Source organism: Microcoleus sp. w1-18aA5, assembly GCF_036701705.1.
GTDB lineage: Bacteria > Cyanobacteriota > Cyanobacteriia > Cyanobacteriales > Microcoleaceae > Microcoleus.
The window spans coordinates 32468-48848 of sequence record NZ_JAUPTE010000025.1; the positions used below are offsets into that span (position 1 = coordinate 32468).

13 protein-coding genes are annotated in these 16381 nt (G+C 43.6%); 9 read left to right on the forward strand and 4 right to left on the reverse strand.

Translation table 11 applies throughout. The features are described from left to right. The first annotated feature begins 60 nt into the window (after positions 1–60). The 7 genes from Q5691_RS11735 to Q5691_RS11765 all read left to right on the forward strand — a co-directional run bounded on the left by Q5691_RS11735 (position 61) and on the right by Q5691_RS11765 (position 9336). Positions 61–2064 (forward strand): ABC transporter ATP-binding protein, encoded by a 2004-nt coding sequence (locus Q5691_RS11735; RefSeq protein ID WP_333208727.1) that lies wholly within the window; start codon positions 61–63, stop codon positions 2062–2064. Between the two features lie 102 nt (positions 2065–2166). Next, positions 2167–3363 (forward strand): glycosyltransferase, encoded by a 1197-nt coding sequence (locus tag Q5691_RS11740; protein ID WP_333344932.1) that lies wholly within the window; start codon positions 2167–2169, stop codon positions 3361–3363. Between the two features lie 99 nt (positions 3364–3462). Then, positions 3463–4413 (forward strand): glycosyltransferase family 10 domain-containing protein, encoded by a 951-nt coding sequence (locus Q5691_RS11745; protein WP_333208723.1) that lies wholly within the window; start codon positions 3463–3465, stop codon positions 4411–4413. Between the two features lie 11 nt (positions 4414–4424). After that, on the forward strand, positions 4425–5276 hold the full coding sequence (locus tag Q5691_RS11750; RefSeq protein WP_333208721.1) for a formylglycine-generating enzyme family protein: 852 nt from the start codon (positions 4425–4427) through the stop codon (positions 5274–5276). A gap of 93 nt (positions 5277–5369) precedes the next feature. Then, positions 5370–6344, forward strand: coding sequence for an Npun_R2821/Npun_R2822 family protein (locus Q5691_RS11755; RefSeq protein WP_333208720.1), 975 nt, complete (start codon positions 5370–5372; stop codon positions 6342–6344). Continuing rightward, positions 6341–7273, forward strand: coding sequence for an Npun_R2821/Npun_R2822 family protein (locus Q5691_RS11760; RefSeq protein WP_333208718.1), 933 nt, complete (start codon positions 6341–6343; stop codon positions 7271–7273). Before Q5691_RS11755 ends, Q5691_RS11760 begins: the two co-directional genes overlap by 4 nt. Positions 7274–7437: 164 nt before the next feature. Next, positions 7438–9336 carry an Npun_R2821/Npun_R2822 family protein gene (locus Q5691_RS11765; protein ID WP_333344935.1) on the forward strand — a complete coding sequence of 633 codons (1899 nt, stop codon included), beginning with the start codon at positions 7438–7440 and terminating at the stop codon, positions 9334–9336. Positions 9337–9460: 124 nt separating this feature from the next. Here Q5691_RS11765 and Q5691_RS11770 read toward each other — a convergent pair whose 3' ends face one another. The 4 genes from Q5691_RS11770 to Q5691_RS11785 form a co-directional block, all read right to left on the reverse strand. Beyond that, entirely contained in the window at positions 9461–10411 is a 951-nt protein-coding gene (locus tag Q5691_RS11770; protein ID WP_333208714.1) for an NAD-dependent epimerase/dehydratase family protein, read from the reverse strand. A gap of 303 nt (positions 10412–10714) precedes the next feature. After that, positions 10715–11134: a hypothetical protein gene (locus Q5691_RS11775; RefSeq protein ID WP_445252173.1), complete on the reverse strand. Its 420-nt coding sequence runs from the start codon at positions 11132–11134 to the stop codon at positions 10715–10717. Positions 11135–11248: 114 nt separating this feature from the next. After that, entirely contained in the window at positions 11249–12925 is a 1677-nt protein-coding gene (locus Q5691_RS11780; protein ID WP_333208712.1) for an AarF/ABC1/UbiB kinase family protein, read from the reverse strand. 551 nt (positions 12926–13476) lie between these two features. Beyond that, the gene (locus Q5691_RS11785) at positions 13477–14634 is read right to left on the reverse strand and encodes a DegT/DnrJ/EryC1/StrS family aminotransferase (protein ID WP_333208710.1); all 1158 of its coding nucleotides are present in this window, start codon (positions 14632–14634) and stop codon (positions 13477–13479) included. Positions 14635–14761: 127 nt separating this feature from the next. Between Q5691_RS11785 and Q5691_RS11790 the strand changes: the two genes are divergently transcribed. Continuing rightward, the gene (locus Q5691_RS11790; protein ID WP_333344937.1) at positions 14762–15541 is read left to right on the forward strand and encodes an ABC transporter permease; all 780 of its coding nucleotides are present in this window, start codon (positions 14762–14764) and stop codon (positions 15539–15541) included. A gap of 184 nt (positions 15542–15725) precedes the next feature. Next, a complete protein-coding gene (locus tag Q5691_RS11795; protein WP_333344939.1) occupies positions 15726–16367 on the forward strand; it encodes a Uma2 family endonuclease in 642 nt (213 codons plus the stop codon). Positions 16368–16381 lie beyond the last annotated feature (14 nt).

Sequence of the window (16381 nt, forward strand, 5' to 3'; positions counted from 1 at the left end):
AAAGCTGGCTGTTATTAAAGAATATTTTGAGATGCCGTACTGTTTAGCTGGGAATGCTTCATGTCTGCCAATAAGCTACTCCTAAAATTTGCCAGACGATATCCCGGCAGGATTTTTTTAACTGTGATGCTGGGCTTTTCTGGCGCTTTATTCAACGGTATCAGCACTACTCTGATTGTACCAGTGCTTTTAAGTTTTTTAGAGGAAACTATCGAGCTCCGTGGTGCTCCACCTCTAATTAAAACTTTGATGTATCCCTTTGAGGGAATGCCCGGAAATCAGCGTTTAATGTTGATGACCGGGGCGATTGTGCTGGCAATTTTTTTAAAAAATGTTGCGAGTTATATCAATACTTTAGTAGCTACTTCTCTGACGCGATCTTTGACTTTTGATTTGCGAGAAGCAGGTTTGCGGTTGTTATTAGAAGTAGATTTAGATTTTTACTCTAAAACTAAAGTCGGGGATTTAATTAATAGATTGGGCGGAGAGATTGGTCGGACTGCTAGTGCAGTTGGTACGGCCATCGGAATGTTTACTACCTCAATCACTGTTTTGGTGTTTGTGGGTCTGCTACTTTCGATCTCGTGGAAACTGACGGTGACAGCTACAGTTTTACTGTCGTTAGTTGCTTGGACAAATCAATATATTATTAACCGTTCCAAGCATTTTGGCCATATGCTTTCTGAAATGTCGAAAGATTATTCGGTTAGGGTACTGGAAACGATTAGTGGGATTCGGCTAGTCAAGTCAACGGGGAACGAGGAAAGAGAGTATCAGCGGATCAAGCATTTAATTCAAAGGCGAGAACAAGCAGATTTTCAGGCTCAGGTAAATTATGCCGCGATCGCCCCAATTAACGAAGTTGTTAATTTGATAGTTATAATTTTGATTGTATTTATAGGTCGCACAATATTTGCGAATGAGATAGAGTCTATTGCTACAATTTTATTAACCTATTTATTGGTACTCTTTCGATTAATCCCTTTGATTTCACAGTTGAATAGCGGGCGCAGTCAATTTGCTAATACGTCGGCTAGTGTAGAGGTGGTTAATGATTTTTTGAGCTGCGAGGACAAGCCATTTATGCTGAACGGTTCTGTGCCTTACACTCATTTGCGATCGGGAATTCATTTTAATAAAATATCTTTTAGTTATCCTAACCACAAAAATTTAGTTTTGCAAGGAATTGATTTATTTCTACCTCATGGCACTACTTTGGCTTTGGTAGGAACTTCGGGTTCTGGCAAGTCAACTTTGGCAGATTTACTGCCGAGATTTTACGATCCTACTGAAGGTAATATCTTGATCGATGGCAGGGATTTGCGCGAATTTGACTTGAAAAGTCTGAGACAAGCGATGGGTATTGTTAGCCAAGATACGTTTTTGTTTAATGCTTCAGTGCGCGAAAATATTGCTTATGCTAGACCCCAAGCGACTGAGGAAGAAATTGTGGAAGCGGCGAAGGGGGCGAATGCTTATGAGTTTATCCAACTGTTGCCGGAGGGGTTGGATACTCAAATTGGCGATCGGGGCGTGATTTTATCGGGAGGGCAGCGTCAGAGAATTTCAATTGCTAGAGCCCTGCTGCAAAACCCGGAAATCTTAATTTTAGATGAGGCAACGAGTTCGCTGGATACGGTTTCGGAAAGGTACGTGCAAGCGGCGATCGAGAAATTGAGTTGCGATCGCACAACCTTAGTCATCGCCCACCGCCTCTCCACAGTCCAAAAAGCCAACAAAATCGCCGTGATCGATCGCGGACAAGTAGTAGAAATGGGTTCCCACGAAGAATTGCTAGCAAAAGGAGGTTACTACACTCGCTTGTATTCAGTGCAATTTGCCGAAGAAACCGCTCGCGATGAAGCTCTAATTAGAGGTTCTTACGAAATTCGCACTCGCCTGACTCCCATGATAGCTTACCTCAAAATGCTAGTAGATGAAATGGTAGACTCTCCCGAAGAAAGAGACGAGTTAATCAGAGAATCATTTCACTCTGCTGCTAATATTTTCACTACTTTAGAATTTATAGAAAATACTATTAAGCGTCAGGCTGTTAAAAAGTAGTCAGTTGGCAGTTGGCAGTTGGCAGTAGTCATCAGTCATTATCATTAGTCAACAGTCAACAGTCAACAATTACTAATTACCAATTACTAACTACCACTTACCATGTCCAAATATTATGTATTTTTTACCAGAAATATCTTACCGCAACCCAATGTAGCGAGCTTAGTTCAAGTTGCACATTCTGCAAATGCCGCAGCAAATCTAGGTTTACCAGCAGTTTTAGTATATCTCCGCAAAGGCTGGAGTGCTTTGAATCCGGTTGATTTGCTTTTTCCTTTTCAACCCAGGAAACCCGATGACAAACTTGCCAATATTTACAATATTCAAGATAAATTAAAAGTAGCAGATTTACCGATGCCGTGGCCGATCGACCTTTGGGACAGCAAGTGGACGAGTTCCAGTACAATAGTATCAAAATACTATTTACCGATTCACCTGCTTAAATCCACTAAAATTGTCCACACCCGCGACTGGAACTTTGTCAAAGCAGCAGTTAAAAATGGAATTCCCGCTATCTACGAACAGCACCACCACGACGAAAAAATTTTTGAACCAGAAATCGTTTGCAATCCTCTGTTTCAAATTGCTGTAACTGTTGCCGATACTGTCCGAGAAAGCATGATTAAGAATGGGATGCCACGGGAAAAAGTAATTACGCTGCACAACGGTTTTAACCTTTTGTTTCTCGCGAGACAAATAGAAGCAGCCCAGAATTGGCGACAGCAGTTATTAACAGATGACAGACAGCATTTAGCAGTTTATGCGGGCGGACTTTACCCGTTTAAAGGTGTGGATATGTTGGTGGATGTGGCTCAGGAATTGCCGCAAGTTCAATTTGCGATCGCGGGCGGTGATTCACCCCAAGTAACAGCCTACCAGCAGTTAGCCAAATCCAAGCAAGTTAACAACATTAAATTTCTCGGCTACCTCCCTCAAAATCAACTGGCTAGCTTGCTGCAAGCAGCCGATGTTTTGACTCACCCTCATTGTTTGACACAGGCCGCGACGTTCACATCTCCTTTAAAATTCTTTGATTACATGGCATCGGGAACTCCGATTGTAGCGACGGAGATTGCATCTTTAATGGAATTTAAATCGGGAAATATAGCAGCAACTTGGTGCGAACCGGATAACCCGCAGCAGTTCGCGCAAAGCATTCGAGATTGTTTAACAACATATCCGAGGAAAAGCGAAGGATATGCAGAAACGATGGGTTTTGTCAAGCAGTTTTCTTGGGAAAATAGGATAGAGAAAATTTTGAGGTATGTGGATGAGCAAGTGCGATATCCGATAATTTAAAAATCCGTAGGGGCGGGTTTTACCAACTATCTACGCCTAAAATTAATAATCTCATAAACTCGCCCCGCCCACACGCAAAAACCAGATTTATTATTAGATATGAACCCAAAAATCATCGGCACAATTACCACATACCCAGGTATGAACCAAAGCGACTGGCTGTGGCAACAAACTCCCCAAAACTTCGGCAAATGGGGCAACATTCAAATGCTCGCCAACCACCCAGAACCAGACTTTTTACTCATGTATCAATTCGACTTTCCCCAACCTTCCAAAAAGCAATCCTGGATCGACAAAATCCGCCGTCCAAGCCCCCAAAATCCAGAAAAGGACATTAGAGAAAAATTGCGCGGTGTCCCCAAGGAACGCATAATTTACCTGATCCGCGAGCCACCATTACCAGAAGTTATTGAAATTACCAAAGCCAACTACGAACAAGCAAAACTTTATTGCAGTTACGTTTCCGGCCCCGACGACTTCGCACCAAAACCCAATTATATGCCCGCGATTTGGTATCACAGCAACTCGTTTCGAGAACTAGATGAAATGCCGCCACCAGCTAAAACTAAACCCTGTTCTTGGATAACTTCAGGTGTTAGCCGCAGCGCCAATCACCGCCAGAGATTAGACTTTATCAAATTGCTGCAATTACAAGAATTGGATTTTGACCTTTACGGGCGAAACTTGCCAAATTGGGCGCGCGGAAACGGGAATGTCAACAATAAATGGCACGCCGTCGCACCATACTATTACAACTTAGCTATTGAAAATTATGCAGAAAACGATTGGTATGTCAGCGAGAAGCTTTGGGATGCTTTGTTAGCTTGGTGTTTGCCAATTTATTACGGCGGTTCGGCGGCGGATAAATTGTTGCCGGCGGGAAGTTTTCTGAGGCTGCCGAGTTTGGATGAGAAAGGAGTAGAATTTATTAAAGAAGTTGTGGCTAATGTGGATTATTGGCATGAAGCGAGGGAGAAAATTGCCGAAGCTAGACAAATCATTCTCCACGAATTAAACTTGCTCAATTGGCTGTCTAACTTTGCATCTTAGGAAATAGCGCCATGACAGAAAACCAAAATCAACTACAAAACTATTTGCCTACCTTTGAGTTTGATGTGATAACAGTAAATTTTGAACCACAAGAAAACAGTCGCCACCGTCATTCAGCTCACTTCTTCCCCGAAGACTTAGGGAACGAAATTGTACTGGAAATGGTATCGATTCCCGGCGGCACATTTATGATGGGTTTCCCCAGCAGCGAAACAGGACAATATTATTACATAGGTCCGCAGCATCGAGTCACAATACCCGCTTTTTATGCAGCCAAATATCCTATCACCCAAGCACAGTGGCAAGCAGTAATGGGAAATAATCCATCGAAGTTCAAAGGTGAAAAACGTCCTGTTGAATTTGTATCGTGGGATGATGCCGTCGAATTCTGTGGCAAACTGTCGGAAAAAACCGAGAGAAAATATCGCCTTCTGAGTGAAGCAGAATGGGAATACGCCTGTCGTGCCGATACAACAACCGCATTTCATTTTGGGGAATACATTACCACGGAAATAGCCAACTATGACGCAAGCGACCCCTGCGGATATACACCCGGAGGACTTTATCGCAAAGAAACAACAGATGTAGGGAGTTTTCCTCCGAATCCGTTTGGATTGTACGATATGCACGGCAATGTTTCGGAGTGGTGCAGCGATAGGTGGAACCAAGACTATAACGGCGCACCAACTGACGGAAGTTCCTGGGAAACTGGCAAAGATGATTACCGGGTGCTCCGTGGCGGTTGCTGGGTCAGTGAGTGTATCGGTTGCCGTTCTGCCTCTCGCGGCGCTTCCTCGGCGGGCGATAGGTCTAGTGTTGGGGGTTTTCGCGTAGCGATGGCGTCGCTTTCTCCCTCGTCTTAGTTTTCCCCCGATGACTCTTTTTTACCCTTTAAATGATTCGGCGGTTGAAACCGCAACGACACAAACAAAGTCCGCCTTCGCGAGACTATAGATATGAATGGAATTTGCACGCTAGCCAACGATACAGTTTACGACCAACTAATTGCCTTGCTCAACAGTATTGAAGTTATCTTAGGCTCCCATATTCCCGTCTGTATTTATCCGTTCGACGACCAAATAGAGCAAATCAAAGCTGAAATTGTTAACCGTCCCAACGTCTTTATTTATGAAGATAGCGCATCAATCCAGCGATGGGATGAATTCATGCAAGCAGCCGCACCAGAGCGTTTGAATCGCAAAAAATTCCGGCTTTACGGCGCACACCGACGCTTTTGCGCTTTCGACGGCCCGTTTGAAAATTTTATCTATATGGATGCGGATACTTTAGTGATGAATTCCCTTGATGCGGTTTTTCAGAAGTTAGAGGAATCGGATTTTGTGGTTTATGATTTTCAATTTTGCGACCAAACTAAAGTATACAATATTCAGTCACCAAAACTCCTCGAAGTTTTTGAAAAAAATCGGATAGACTCGGAAATATTTTGTTCGGGATTTTACGCCAGCAAGCAAGGATTGTTTGAGCAAGATACTAGGGAATGGCTGTTATCTCAACTGCAATCGGGCGAGGCGGAAATTCTCTATGAAGGTGCGGGAGAACAGCCTTTGCTCAATTATATGGTGATGAAAACGGGGATGAATAGCTATAATTTTGCTTACAGCCTCCCGGATGGCGAAAAAACCGGGTGCAGCGTCACTTCCAAACATTTTGAAGAGCAAAATCGGATTTTGTACGACAAGGGAAACCGACTTACTTACATTCATTATATTGGCGTGCCGCCGGATGTAATTCGGAGAGTTTGTGCGGGCGAAAATATTGAGTTTCCCTATCGCGATTTGTTCCTGCATTACCGCTATCTCCGCGAACCGGAAAAGCGTCCGATTTTTGCCCAAGCGCCAAAGTCTTATACTGAGGTTTCTGGGCCGAATTTGTTAAAAAGGGTATTGAGAAGGTTGAGGATAAATGTATGAGTCGCGGTATTTATATTGTTGCGAATGATAAGGTGATCGAAAGTGCGATCGCCCTTTTAAATAGCATACGTCTGTACAATTGTCAAGTACCTGTTTTTCTGGTTCCCTTCGACGACAATTATCTGCAAGTCGCAGCCGCCCTCAGCAGTCTCCACGGGGTGCGATTGTTCCCAAATCTGGAGTTTGTGGAACAGTTTACCAGAGAAATTGGCCAAATGTTCGATCGCAACTTTTTAGCCCTTCCTAACAAAATGCGGAAACTCGCCGCCTGGTTTGGCCCCCTTGACGAATTTCTGTACATCGATACCGATATCATTGTCTTTGAAGACATCGCAGCCAACTTAAACAAACTATCAGAAGTAGACTTTTTTTGCTGCGACTACCACCACCTCAGCGAAAAACTGCGAAATGTATTTTCACCTGCAGTACAACAACAGAATATCTTTACCGACTCCCAGCTTCAAGATGTATTCAACAGCGGTTTTTGGGCATCCAGAAAAGGAACTATTACAGAATCACAAATGTATGAGATTTTGCGAGAATGTTCGCAGCATCGAGAATATTTTGACTTTACTCAAAATGTCACAGACCAACCTATACTAAATTATATCATTCTTAAGCTGATTACCAAGCGCTGCAATCTTGTTAAAAAATCAGCAACTGAACCGGGAAGCTGGGCTGGTTCCAAGCATTTTCAAGAAATAGATTATGTTCTTTATGACAAAGGCAAAAGGTTAAAATATATTCACTGGGCGGGAATACCAATTAAATCCGGTAGTCCTTATTGGAAACTGTGGAAACATTATCGTTATCTCAATGAGGAACCACCAAATTTAGTGCAAAAAATATTTCGCTCTTTGCATGGTGTGTTGAGTGCTGTTATAATATGCGATATTGTATGGTGTGTTGGGCGCTGTTATAATATTTGATAAAGCTGAGATATCTGCCAGGAACCCAGGCAACTTGGGCGAGAATTTCGGTGCATTGGGCGCTGTTTTGATATTCGATAAATTCGATAAAGCCGAGATAATCCCCCAGTGCCCAACACACCCTAGCGGAATATTTGGTAAAGTATTTAAAAAACTTAAAAATCATGACAAATGGTATTTATATTCTAGGAAACGATGTGGTTTTTGACCACTTAGTCGCTTTGTTAAACAGTATCGAAGTCAATGGGGCAAAAGATATTCCCGTTTGTATCATTCCCTATGATGATAGACTGAAAAAAGTGCGAGGAGAAATTGCAATTCGTCCTAATGTCACCCTCTTTGACAACACCGATTCAATTCATTTCTGGGAAGACTTTGCAACTCAAGCTTGGAAAACTCATGCCAAAGCTCAAAAAGTATGGAAATCTCAAGGGTTGAAACCTGTTCAATGTTTGGAGATGCACCGAAAATTATGTTGTTTCGACGGCCCTTTTGATAAATTTATCTATTTTGACGCAGACACTCTGTTAATGGGTTATCTCGATTACATTTATCAAAAACTCGATGATTTTGATTGGGTAGCAAACGATTTTCAATACAAATCCGATCTCAATTATATATTTGATTTTTTCTCCCCAAAATTACCTCAAATTTTAAATATTGACCAACTGCAATCTCATACTTTTTGTGCGGGTTGGTTTGCGTCAAAAGCTGGGGTTTTTAATCGAAATAATTGCTCTCAACTTTTAGAAAATTTAACATCAGGAGAAGCAGAAATTATGTCTTTACGGGGCGCTGACCAATCTTTACTTAACTATTTACTCGCCCGCAGCAAAATATCTTTTTACAACTTTGCATATGCTCAACCCGAACAGGTAACGGGAAATCATTGGTCTTCTCAATTTGATGTGATAGATAATGTTTTATATGATAAAGGACGGCGGCTTACTTATTTGCATTACATGAGTATTTCGGCTGCAAAAATTAATCAATTGTGTGCTGGTGAAGATGTTGAAATTCCCTACCGAGATGTATTTCTGCACTACCGCTATTTGAAGTCGCCGGAAAAATGCCCCAAACTCAAATCCCCAAGTTTGCTAGTGCGCGGATACAGAAATGCCAAAACCTTTGTCAGGCAAAAAAATATCAACTTTAGGTATAGATTGGCAAATACAGAAATGAATATTTTGCGAAAAGCTGGCAGAAAAATTCGCAGTTTACAACTCAAAAATAAAGTTTACCAACAGTATTACAAAATTATGATGGACTTGCGGACAAGCCTTCTAGGCGTTCGCTTAATTTCAATTCGGCGTTTGTCTGTGGCTAACAGAAGTAAAATATCTCTAGCTATTACCCATTTTAACCGTTCTAGTTTGGTTGTAGGTGCATTGTGCAATGCTTTGTATGACGATCGCATTGATGATATTATTATTTACGATGATGCTTCCTCCCCCGAAGAGTTTTCTAGGATGCAAGCAAATATAGCAAACTTGTCACCTAAGATTTCTATCCGCAGAGGTGAGCAAAATTTTGGTGCGTATAAAAGCAAAATTATGGCGATTTCCCACTGCAAAAATGAGTGGGCAATTATTCTTGACTCTGACAATGCCTTGAGCGAAACTTATGTCGATAGACTCTACCACATAACTGCATGGAATCCTCAGCTAATTTACTGTCCGACATCCGCCAATCCCTACTTTAATTTTAAATTATATTCTGATACAGAAATCAATATTGAAAAAGCACGAGAATTAATTCTAAATAATCCCAATCCTAAATTATTTCGCAATTTTATTAATGATGGCAACTACTTCGTCAATGTACAGAAATACCTGGATTGTGCCGAGGATAATCAAGATATTTGCGTGCAAGCTTCCGATGTCGCCGCTTTTAATTATTTGTGGTTGAAAAGTGGCGGCAGCTTGTATGCGGTGAGTAATTTAAGTTATTATCATCGGCTACATTCAGGCAGTTATTGGCTAAGTACAATGACTGATTCTAAAAAAGTTTTGAATAAAATTATCGAAGCCATTACTAATCACAAAAAATGCGATTTTTTATAAAAATTAATGGTATAATCGCAGCATTTGGATTGCAGAAAAATCTCAAAAGTTCGGTAATTCAAAAAATTAACAATGTTCAATTTAAGTTGCGGAATTTCTGGGATAGATAGCATCTAACTGTACTCTAACTGTACACAGACTGAATCCACTCCCATTCGCGCCTTAATCCTTCTTCTAAAGCAACCTGTGGCTGATAACCTAAGATTTTCTGGGCTTTAGACACATCCGCGCTAGTGTGCCGCGCGTCTCCCCTCGCAGCTTCGGTAAAATCTATCCGAATAGGTCGATCGACAATCCTTTGTATTGTATCAATAACTTCTTTTAAAACTACCCGACTTCCCCCACCAATATTAAAAACTTCCCCCGCAGCTTCCGCAACCTCAGCCGCCGCTAAATTCGCCGCCACGCAATCGCTGATAAACGTAAAATCCCGCGTTTGCAATCCGTCGCCGAAAATTGAAATCGCCTCGTCAAACAAAATCGACTTAAAAAACTTGTGAAAAGCCATATCGGGGCGCTGTCTGGGCCCGTAAACGGTAAAATAGCGCAGCGAAGTAGTCGGAAGACCAAAATTTTTGTAATAAAGCCCGCACAAACGTTCACCAGCTAATTTCGTAATTCCGTAGGGAGAAACTGGCTGGGGACAAGCGTTTTCATTCGTGGGAAAAGATTCAGCATTGCCGTAAATTGAAGAAGAAGAAGCATAGACAAACTTTTTCAATCTGGGCGCATCTTTTGCCGCTTCTAACAATACTTGAGTGCTGTTAATATTGCGTTCGGTGTAGCTGCGAAAACCGTCGCCCCAGCTAGCACGAACTCCTGCTTGCGCCGCCTGATGAAATATTACCTTAGCATCGGATAAAAGCGATCGCCAATTTAGAGACACAATATCGCCCTCCACCAATTCAAAACCCGGATACTTTTCAAATCGTGCAATATTTTTGCGCTTGAGATCCGGATCGTAATAATCGTTGAACTCATCAACACCGATCACCGTCTCCCCTCGATTTAAAAGAGTTTCTACTAAGTTAGATCCAATAAATCCCGCCGCACCCGTAACAATTAAAATACTCATTCGATTTTAGATTTTAGATTTTAGATTGTAAAAAAAATACACAAATTATTGCCTAAGCTATCATCTTCTTCTTTCTCTTCCTCTGCGTTCTCTGCGGTTCAAAAAGCATCAAATTAGGATAATCCTAGATAACTAAGCTGTTCGGCATTTAAAAGAGGATAGTAGGGTGCGGAGCGTAAATAAGCGTTTCCCAAGTATAGTAAGTGTTCGAGCTGACGCACCTTACCTGGATCGTTAATGGTTTAAATGTGTAACAGCTTATCAACCCCCTTGCTTCTCACAAAAGAGGTTGATAGTTAGCTTTCATTGTTCAAAAGAATCTAAATCCAGCGCTTGGGAACCTCCGCGTTCTAACTCGATCAAAAGCTTACCTAGCTGAGTCCAAACTAGCCAGCCCGTGAGTACCGTCAGCGGCAAAGCTAGGGCATAACAAAGTAGTTTTGGGAAGCCAAAAATCTCCATTCCAGAAGCTAAAAATACGCAAATACCGCCAGCCATTCCCAGAAAAGGTATGACCAATTGCAGCCTTGGCAGGTTAGCCAAGGTGCGAGTAGAACGATTTTTAGACCACTGTTGTACGGATTGTTTGAGAGTTGCTTCAAATGCTACGCCGGAAGCCATACCTGCTAGTAATCCAGCCGACATAAAAAAATAGGGAGGTTCTGGAAAATAATACACGAATAATTCCTTAATTGGGGGAAGGGGGAATGGGGAATTGGGCATGGGGCATGGGGCATTGGGCATTGGGCATTGGGTATGGGGAATTAGTTATTAGAACCAACAACTAACAACCAACAAATAACCAATGACTAATGACTAATGACCAATGACTAATGACTAAAATCGAGTTAGCGCGGCTGCTCCTGCTGTGGAAAACTCCGTCAAAGCGCCTAGAGCAACGTTGAACAGGCGACTGGGCTGCAAATCTTCCTTGACTAAGTTCCACAGGCTGCGAACTTCTTCGGTGTGAATTCGATCGTCCTCAATCAAAGCTAACATTAGCTGGCGTCTCAAAAACGACCCTTCCTCTGACAGCAAAAATTGCAAGCCTAGTTGGGCGGTGGGGAGCAAGTCGAAACTACGATCCGATCGGGCGATCGCGATCATGTCCTCTAACCTGTTCCACTGGAATTTGCCATCTTTGAATAATACCTCAATCAGACGCCGCCGCAGTGCCGGAGATTCTCCGTTCAACAAACGCCGCGCTACATAAGGATACGCCACCTCGACTATCTTGAAATTCGGATTCAGCGTCAGGGCCAAACCTTCTTCTGTCACCAGAGAGCGAATAATTAAGGCAAATTTCGCCGGCACCCGGAAAGGATAATCGTACATCAACTCCGAAAACTGGTCTGTAATCGTCTTGAAGTTAAAATCTGACACATTTTCGCCGACGATATCACCCAGTACAGATTCCAACGCCGGGACGATCGGCATAATATCTGTATCTGGCGTCAAAAAGCCAAGTTTGACAAAATCCTTGGCTAATTGTAAGTAATCTTTGTTGATCAAATGAACGACAGAATCAACCAAAGTTTCTTTAGTTATTTCTTCCATCTGATCCATCATCCCAAAATCAATGTAAGCCATGCGGCCGTCCGCTAAGGCAAACAGATTTCCCGGATGGGGGTCAGCATGAAAAAATCCATGTTCCAGCAACTGTCGCAAACCGCTGCGGACTCCGACTTCAATTAAACTATCGGTATCCAAACCTGCGGCTTTAACACTTGCCATATCTGTCAGCTTGATGCCGTCAATCCATTCAAGAGTCAGAACGCAATTTGAAGTATAACGCCAGTAAATGCTCGGAACTTTTACTGTCGGGTCGTCGGCAAAATTTGTCGCAAATTTCTCGGCGTTGCGTCCTTCATTGATATAATCAATTTCCTCGAACAACTTGATACCGAATTCATCGACTATTAAACAAAGGTCGTGACCGAGATTCAGCGGCAGCAACGGGCCCAACCATCCAGCGGCCCAGCGCATTAAGTAAAGGTCAAGGCTCAAGACTGGCAGCAAATTCGGTCGCTGAACCTTGACGGCTACTGTTTCCCCGGTGAGGAGGCGAGCTCGGTAGACTTGACCAAGACTTGCCGCGGCGACAGGTTCGGGGGAGATTTCGCTGTAGGTTTCGCTAATTTTGCGATCGAGTTCCGCTTCAATAATCTCGAAAGCGCGCACCGAGTCAAACGGCGGCAATTGATCCTGAAGTTTGATCAATTCTTCGAGAAAGTCTTTGCGGATCAAATCCGGTCTGGTAGAAAGGGCTTGACCGACTTTAATGAAAGTGGGGCCCAAGCGAGTGAGTATTTGTCGCAGGTGGGCGGCCCGTTCCGGCTGGTGTGCTGCGACTTCGTGCTGCCAACTGTCCCACAGCATCCCCAGCACAAAGCCTGCAAAAGACCAAATAACGGTAATTGCGCGCCAAATTGCTTTCCAAGGACGGTTGCGGTAATACTGAGCGATCGCTTGTGGATCGTAGCGTCTAGCCTGAGTGAATTGATACTGAGGCACTCGTTTATTTTCCCCTTATCTTCTGAAAATTACAGGTTAAATTGAGAATTGGGCATCGGCCATCGGGCATCGGGCATTAGTTATCAGGCATCGGGAATGGGAAGTCGAAAGTTCAAATATTATTTAGTTTTCGTTCTTGGTTCTTCCTTCTTCGTTCTTCCCTCTTCCCTCTTCCTTCTTCCTTCTTCATCATTGACCGATCGCATTGCAAGGTTTAGGCGAGCGGAAAATGCACCCGTTCGAGGCGGATTGCTAGCCTAAATTTGTTTCTTTTCATTAAATATAGTACATAAAAGTACAAGTGATCGGTCAAAATACTTAACAGCTCTCCCTGACCCAGCCCAAAAACGGATACCGTGCCACGTACTTAAGTCGTGGAAAGATAAAAATTTTAGACCAAAGTTCAAGATCCCAGATTTATCTGTGGGGTAAATCTAAAATCTAAAATCTAAAATCTAAAATCGACTGACCGCTGCACATTCTCCCACCACTGCAACCCTGCAATTCTTTTCTCCTCCTGCATTTCCCTCGCTGATGCCATCGCGCCACAGCTACCGGATGCGATCGGCTTTTGCCAAGCAATCTTTCAGCCCATAAATCGTCCGCTCTTGTTGATCCCTCGACAGTTCCGGAAACATCGGCAAAGACAAGACTTCGCGACAAACTTGCTCAGCCTTTGGCAACTGACCTGCTTGATAACCCAAAGATTTGTAAACAGGTTGCAGGTGTAAAGGTAACGGATAGTAAACCATCGAACCGATGCCAGCTTCCTGCAACTGAGCCCGCATCCAATCTCGAAAATCGCCAGAGGGATTTTGCGCGTCTTCTGGACTTGTCAGCCGGATCGTGTATTGATTCCAAACTCCTTTTGCGAACGGCAATTCTTTGGGGACGGCAACTCCGGGCACGCGGGAGAGAAATTCGCTGTAAAGTGTGGCGATCGAACGTCGCTGGACGTTCCAACTGTCTAGATACCGCAATTTAATGCTGAGAATCACCGCTTGCAGGGCATCTAAACGGCTGTTGTAGCCGATTTCTTCGTAGAAATACCTAGAAGACTGTCCGTGTTCTTTGAGCACTCGCATCGAAGCTGCCAGGGCAGGATCATTTGTCGTCACCGCGCCACCGTCACCGCAAGCGCCTAAGTTTTTGGTTGGATAAAAACTAAAGCAGCCGACATGACCAATGCTGCCGACTTTTCGAGACTGCCACTCGGCCCCGACAGATTGGGCGCAATCTTCAATTACGGCTAAATTGTGCCGAGTCGCAATTTCCATCAGCCGAGTCATGTCTACCGGTTGGCCGAAGATGTGGACGGGCATAATTGCCTTAGTTTTGTCGGTAATTGCCGCTTCGAGGAGCTCGACATCCAGATTAAAAGTTTCGCTGTCAATATCGACAAATACTGGAGTCGCGCCGACAGCGCTAATTGTCTCAGCGGAAGCAAAAAAGGTAAAAGGAGTGGTAATCACTTCATCGCCGGGGCCAATTTTGAGAGCACGCAAAGCCAAAATCAGCGCATCGGTGCCGGAGTTGCAGCCAACGCACTCGGAAACGCCGATGTAGTCGGCGAACTCTCGTTCAAAACTCTTTACGGCTGGGCCGCCTACGTAGCCGCCAGAGGCAAGCACTTTTTGCACTGCAGCGGTTATCTCGTCGCCAATCTGCGCGTATTGGCGGGTTAAGTCGAGGGGGGGAACATTATTCACTCTTCACACCATAAATTTCAAGCATTATCAAAGCAAATTCTTGCAGCAAAACTGTTTCTCAGAAACCTTTATTGCAATATCTTATATTTGGACAGGCAAACAATCACGTTATCTAAAGGGTGGGCCGGTGTTAATTCTGCTAGATTTGACAGATTTGGGTTGGGCTTTGGGGATGGTGGCGATCGCGATCGGGCTTTCGGCGTGGCAGGGATTGGGGCTGGAGGGGGCGATCGCGATCGCCGCAGGGCGCACCCTGATCCAGCTAATCTTAGTCGGGTACGTGCTCGCAGTCATATTTGACCCGGAGGGGAAAAATCCTTGGCTGGTTTTAGCAGTTTTAGCAATCATGCTGACAACAGCTAGCATGGTTGCCAGTAACCGCATCAGCAAAAAAATCAAGAACTTACTGCCCTTAGTTTGGGGTTCAATTTTGATAAGTACGGCCTTGACTCTCGCCTATACAAACTTGCTAATTTTGCAGCCTGACCCTTGGTACGAACCCCAATACCTGATTCCTTTAGCAGGTATGATTTTGGGCAATGCCATGAACTCCGGGGCGATCGCGGGCGAAAGACTTGTCAGTACAGTTAATAGCAGCCAGTTAGAAATAGAAACCCATTTAAGTTTAGGTTCGACGCCGCAGCAAGCAGTAAAGCAGTACCGCAAAGATGCGATCAAAGCTGGATTAATCCCGCTTTTAAATACAATGACGGTGGTAGGAATCGTAACTTTACCGGGAATGATGACAGGTCAAATGCTGAGCGGTGTCAGTCCTCTAGATGCAGCATCTTACCAGATTTTAATTATGTTTGTATTAGCGCTGGCAACTGTAATCGCAACTCTGCTGTTGACTGAGGGATTGTCTCGGAAGTTTTTCAATCAAGATGCACAATTGATCAAATGGTAATTGGGAATTGGGCATTGGGAATTGGGCATTGGGCATTGGGCATTGATAATTGGTAATATAATGTAGGTAGGAACTTGTATGTGGAAGTATTTTTAGGAACAGGCAAGATGCCTGTTCCACAAGAGTTTAGTTTTTTGTGGAGTGGGTTTCTAGCCCGCCCTAGCCATCACTAAGGAGAATAACCATGATTCAAACAGCAACTAAAACGCTAACTTTTGAAGACTTTGCGGAATGGAAGCCAGAAAACGGACGTTATGAACTGCACAATGGAGAGATTGTTGAAATGTCACAGCCATTAGGAGACCATGAAGAAGTTATCGGTTTTTTAGCAAGAAAATTGACTGTAGAATTCGATCGCCTAAACCTGCCGTACTTCATCCCCAAACAAGCATTAGTTAAGCCGCCGGAAAACGAATCAGCCTATTCGCCCGATATTCCGATCTTAAATCGCCCCAACTTAGCATCAGAACCTTTATGGCAAAAATTCTCTACTGTGACTCAAGGAGCATCAATTCCGCTGGTTATTGAAGTAGTTAGTACCAACTGGCAAGATGACTACATCAAAAAAGTAGGCGAATACGAACTAATCGGGATTCCTGAATACTGGATTGTGGATTATCTCGGTTTGGGCGGCCGCAGGTTTATCGGGAATCCCAAGCAACCAACGATATCGGTTTATCAGTTGGTTGATGGCGAGTATGAGGTGAGTTTGTTTCGGGGAAATGATAGGATTGAGTCGCCAACTTTTCCAGAGTTGAATTTGACGGCGAAACAAGTTTTTCAAGCTGGATTGACTGCGGATAAAACTGCTGGGGATACCGATTAGTTTTGAATGAACAG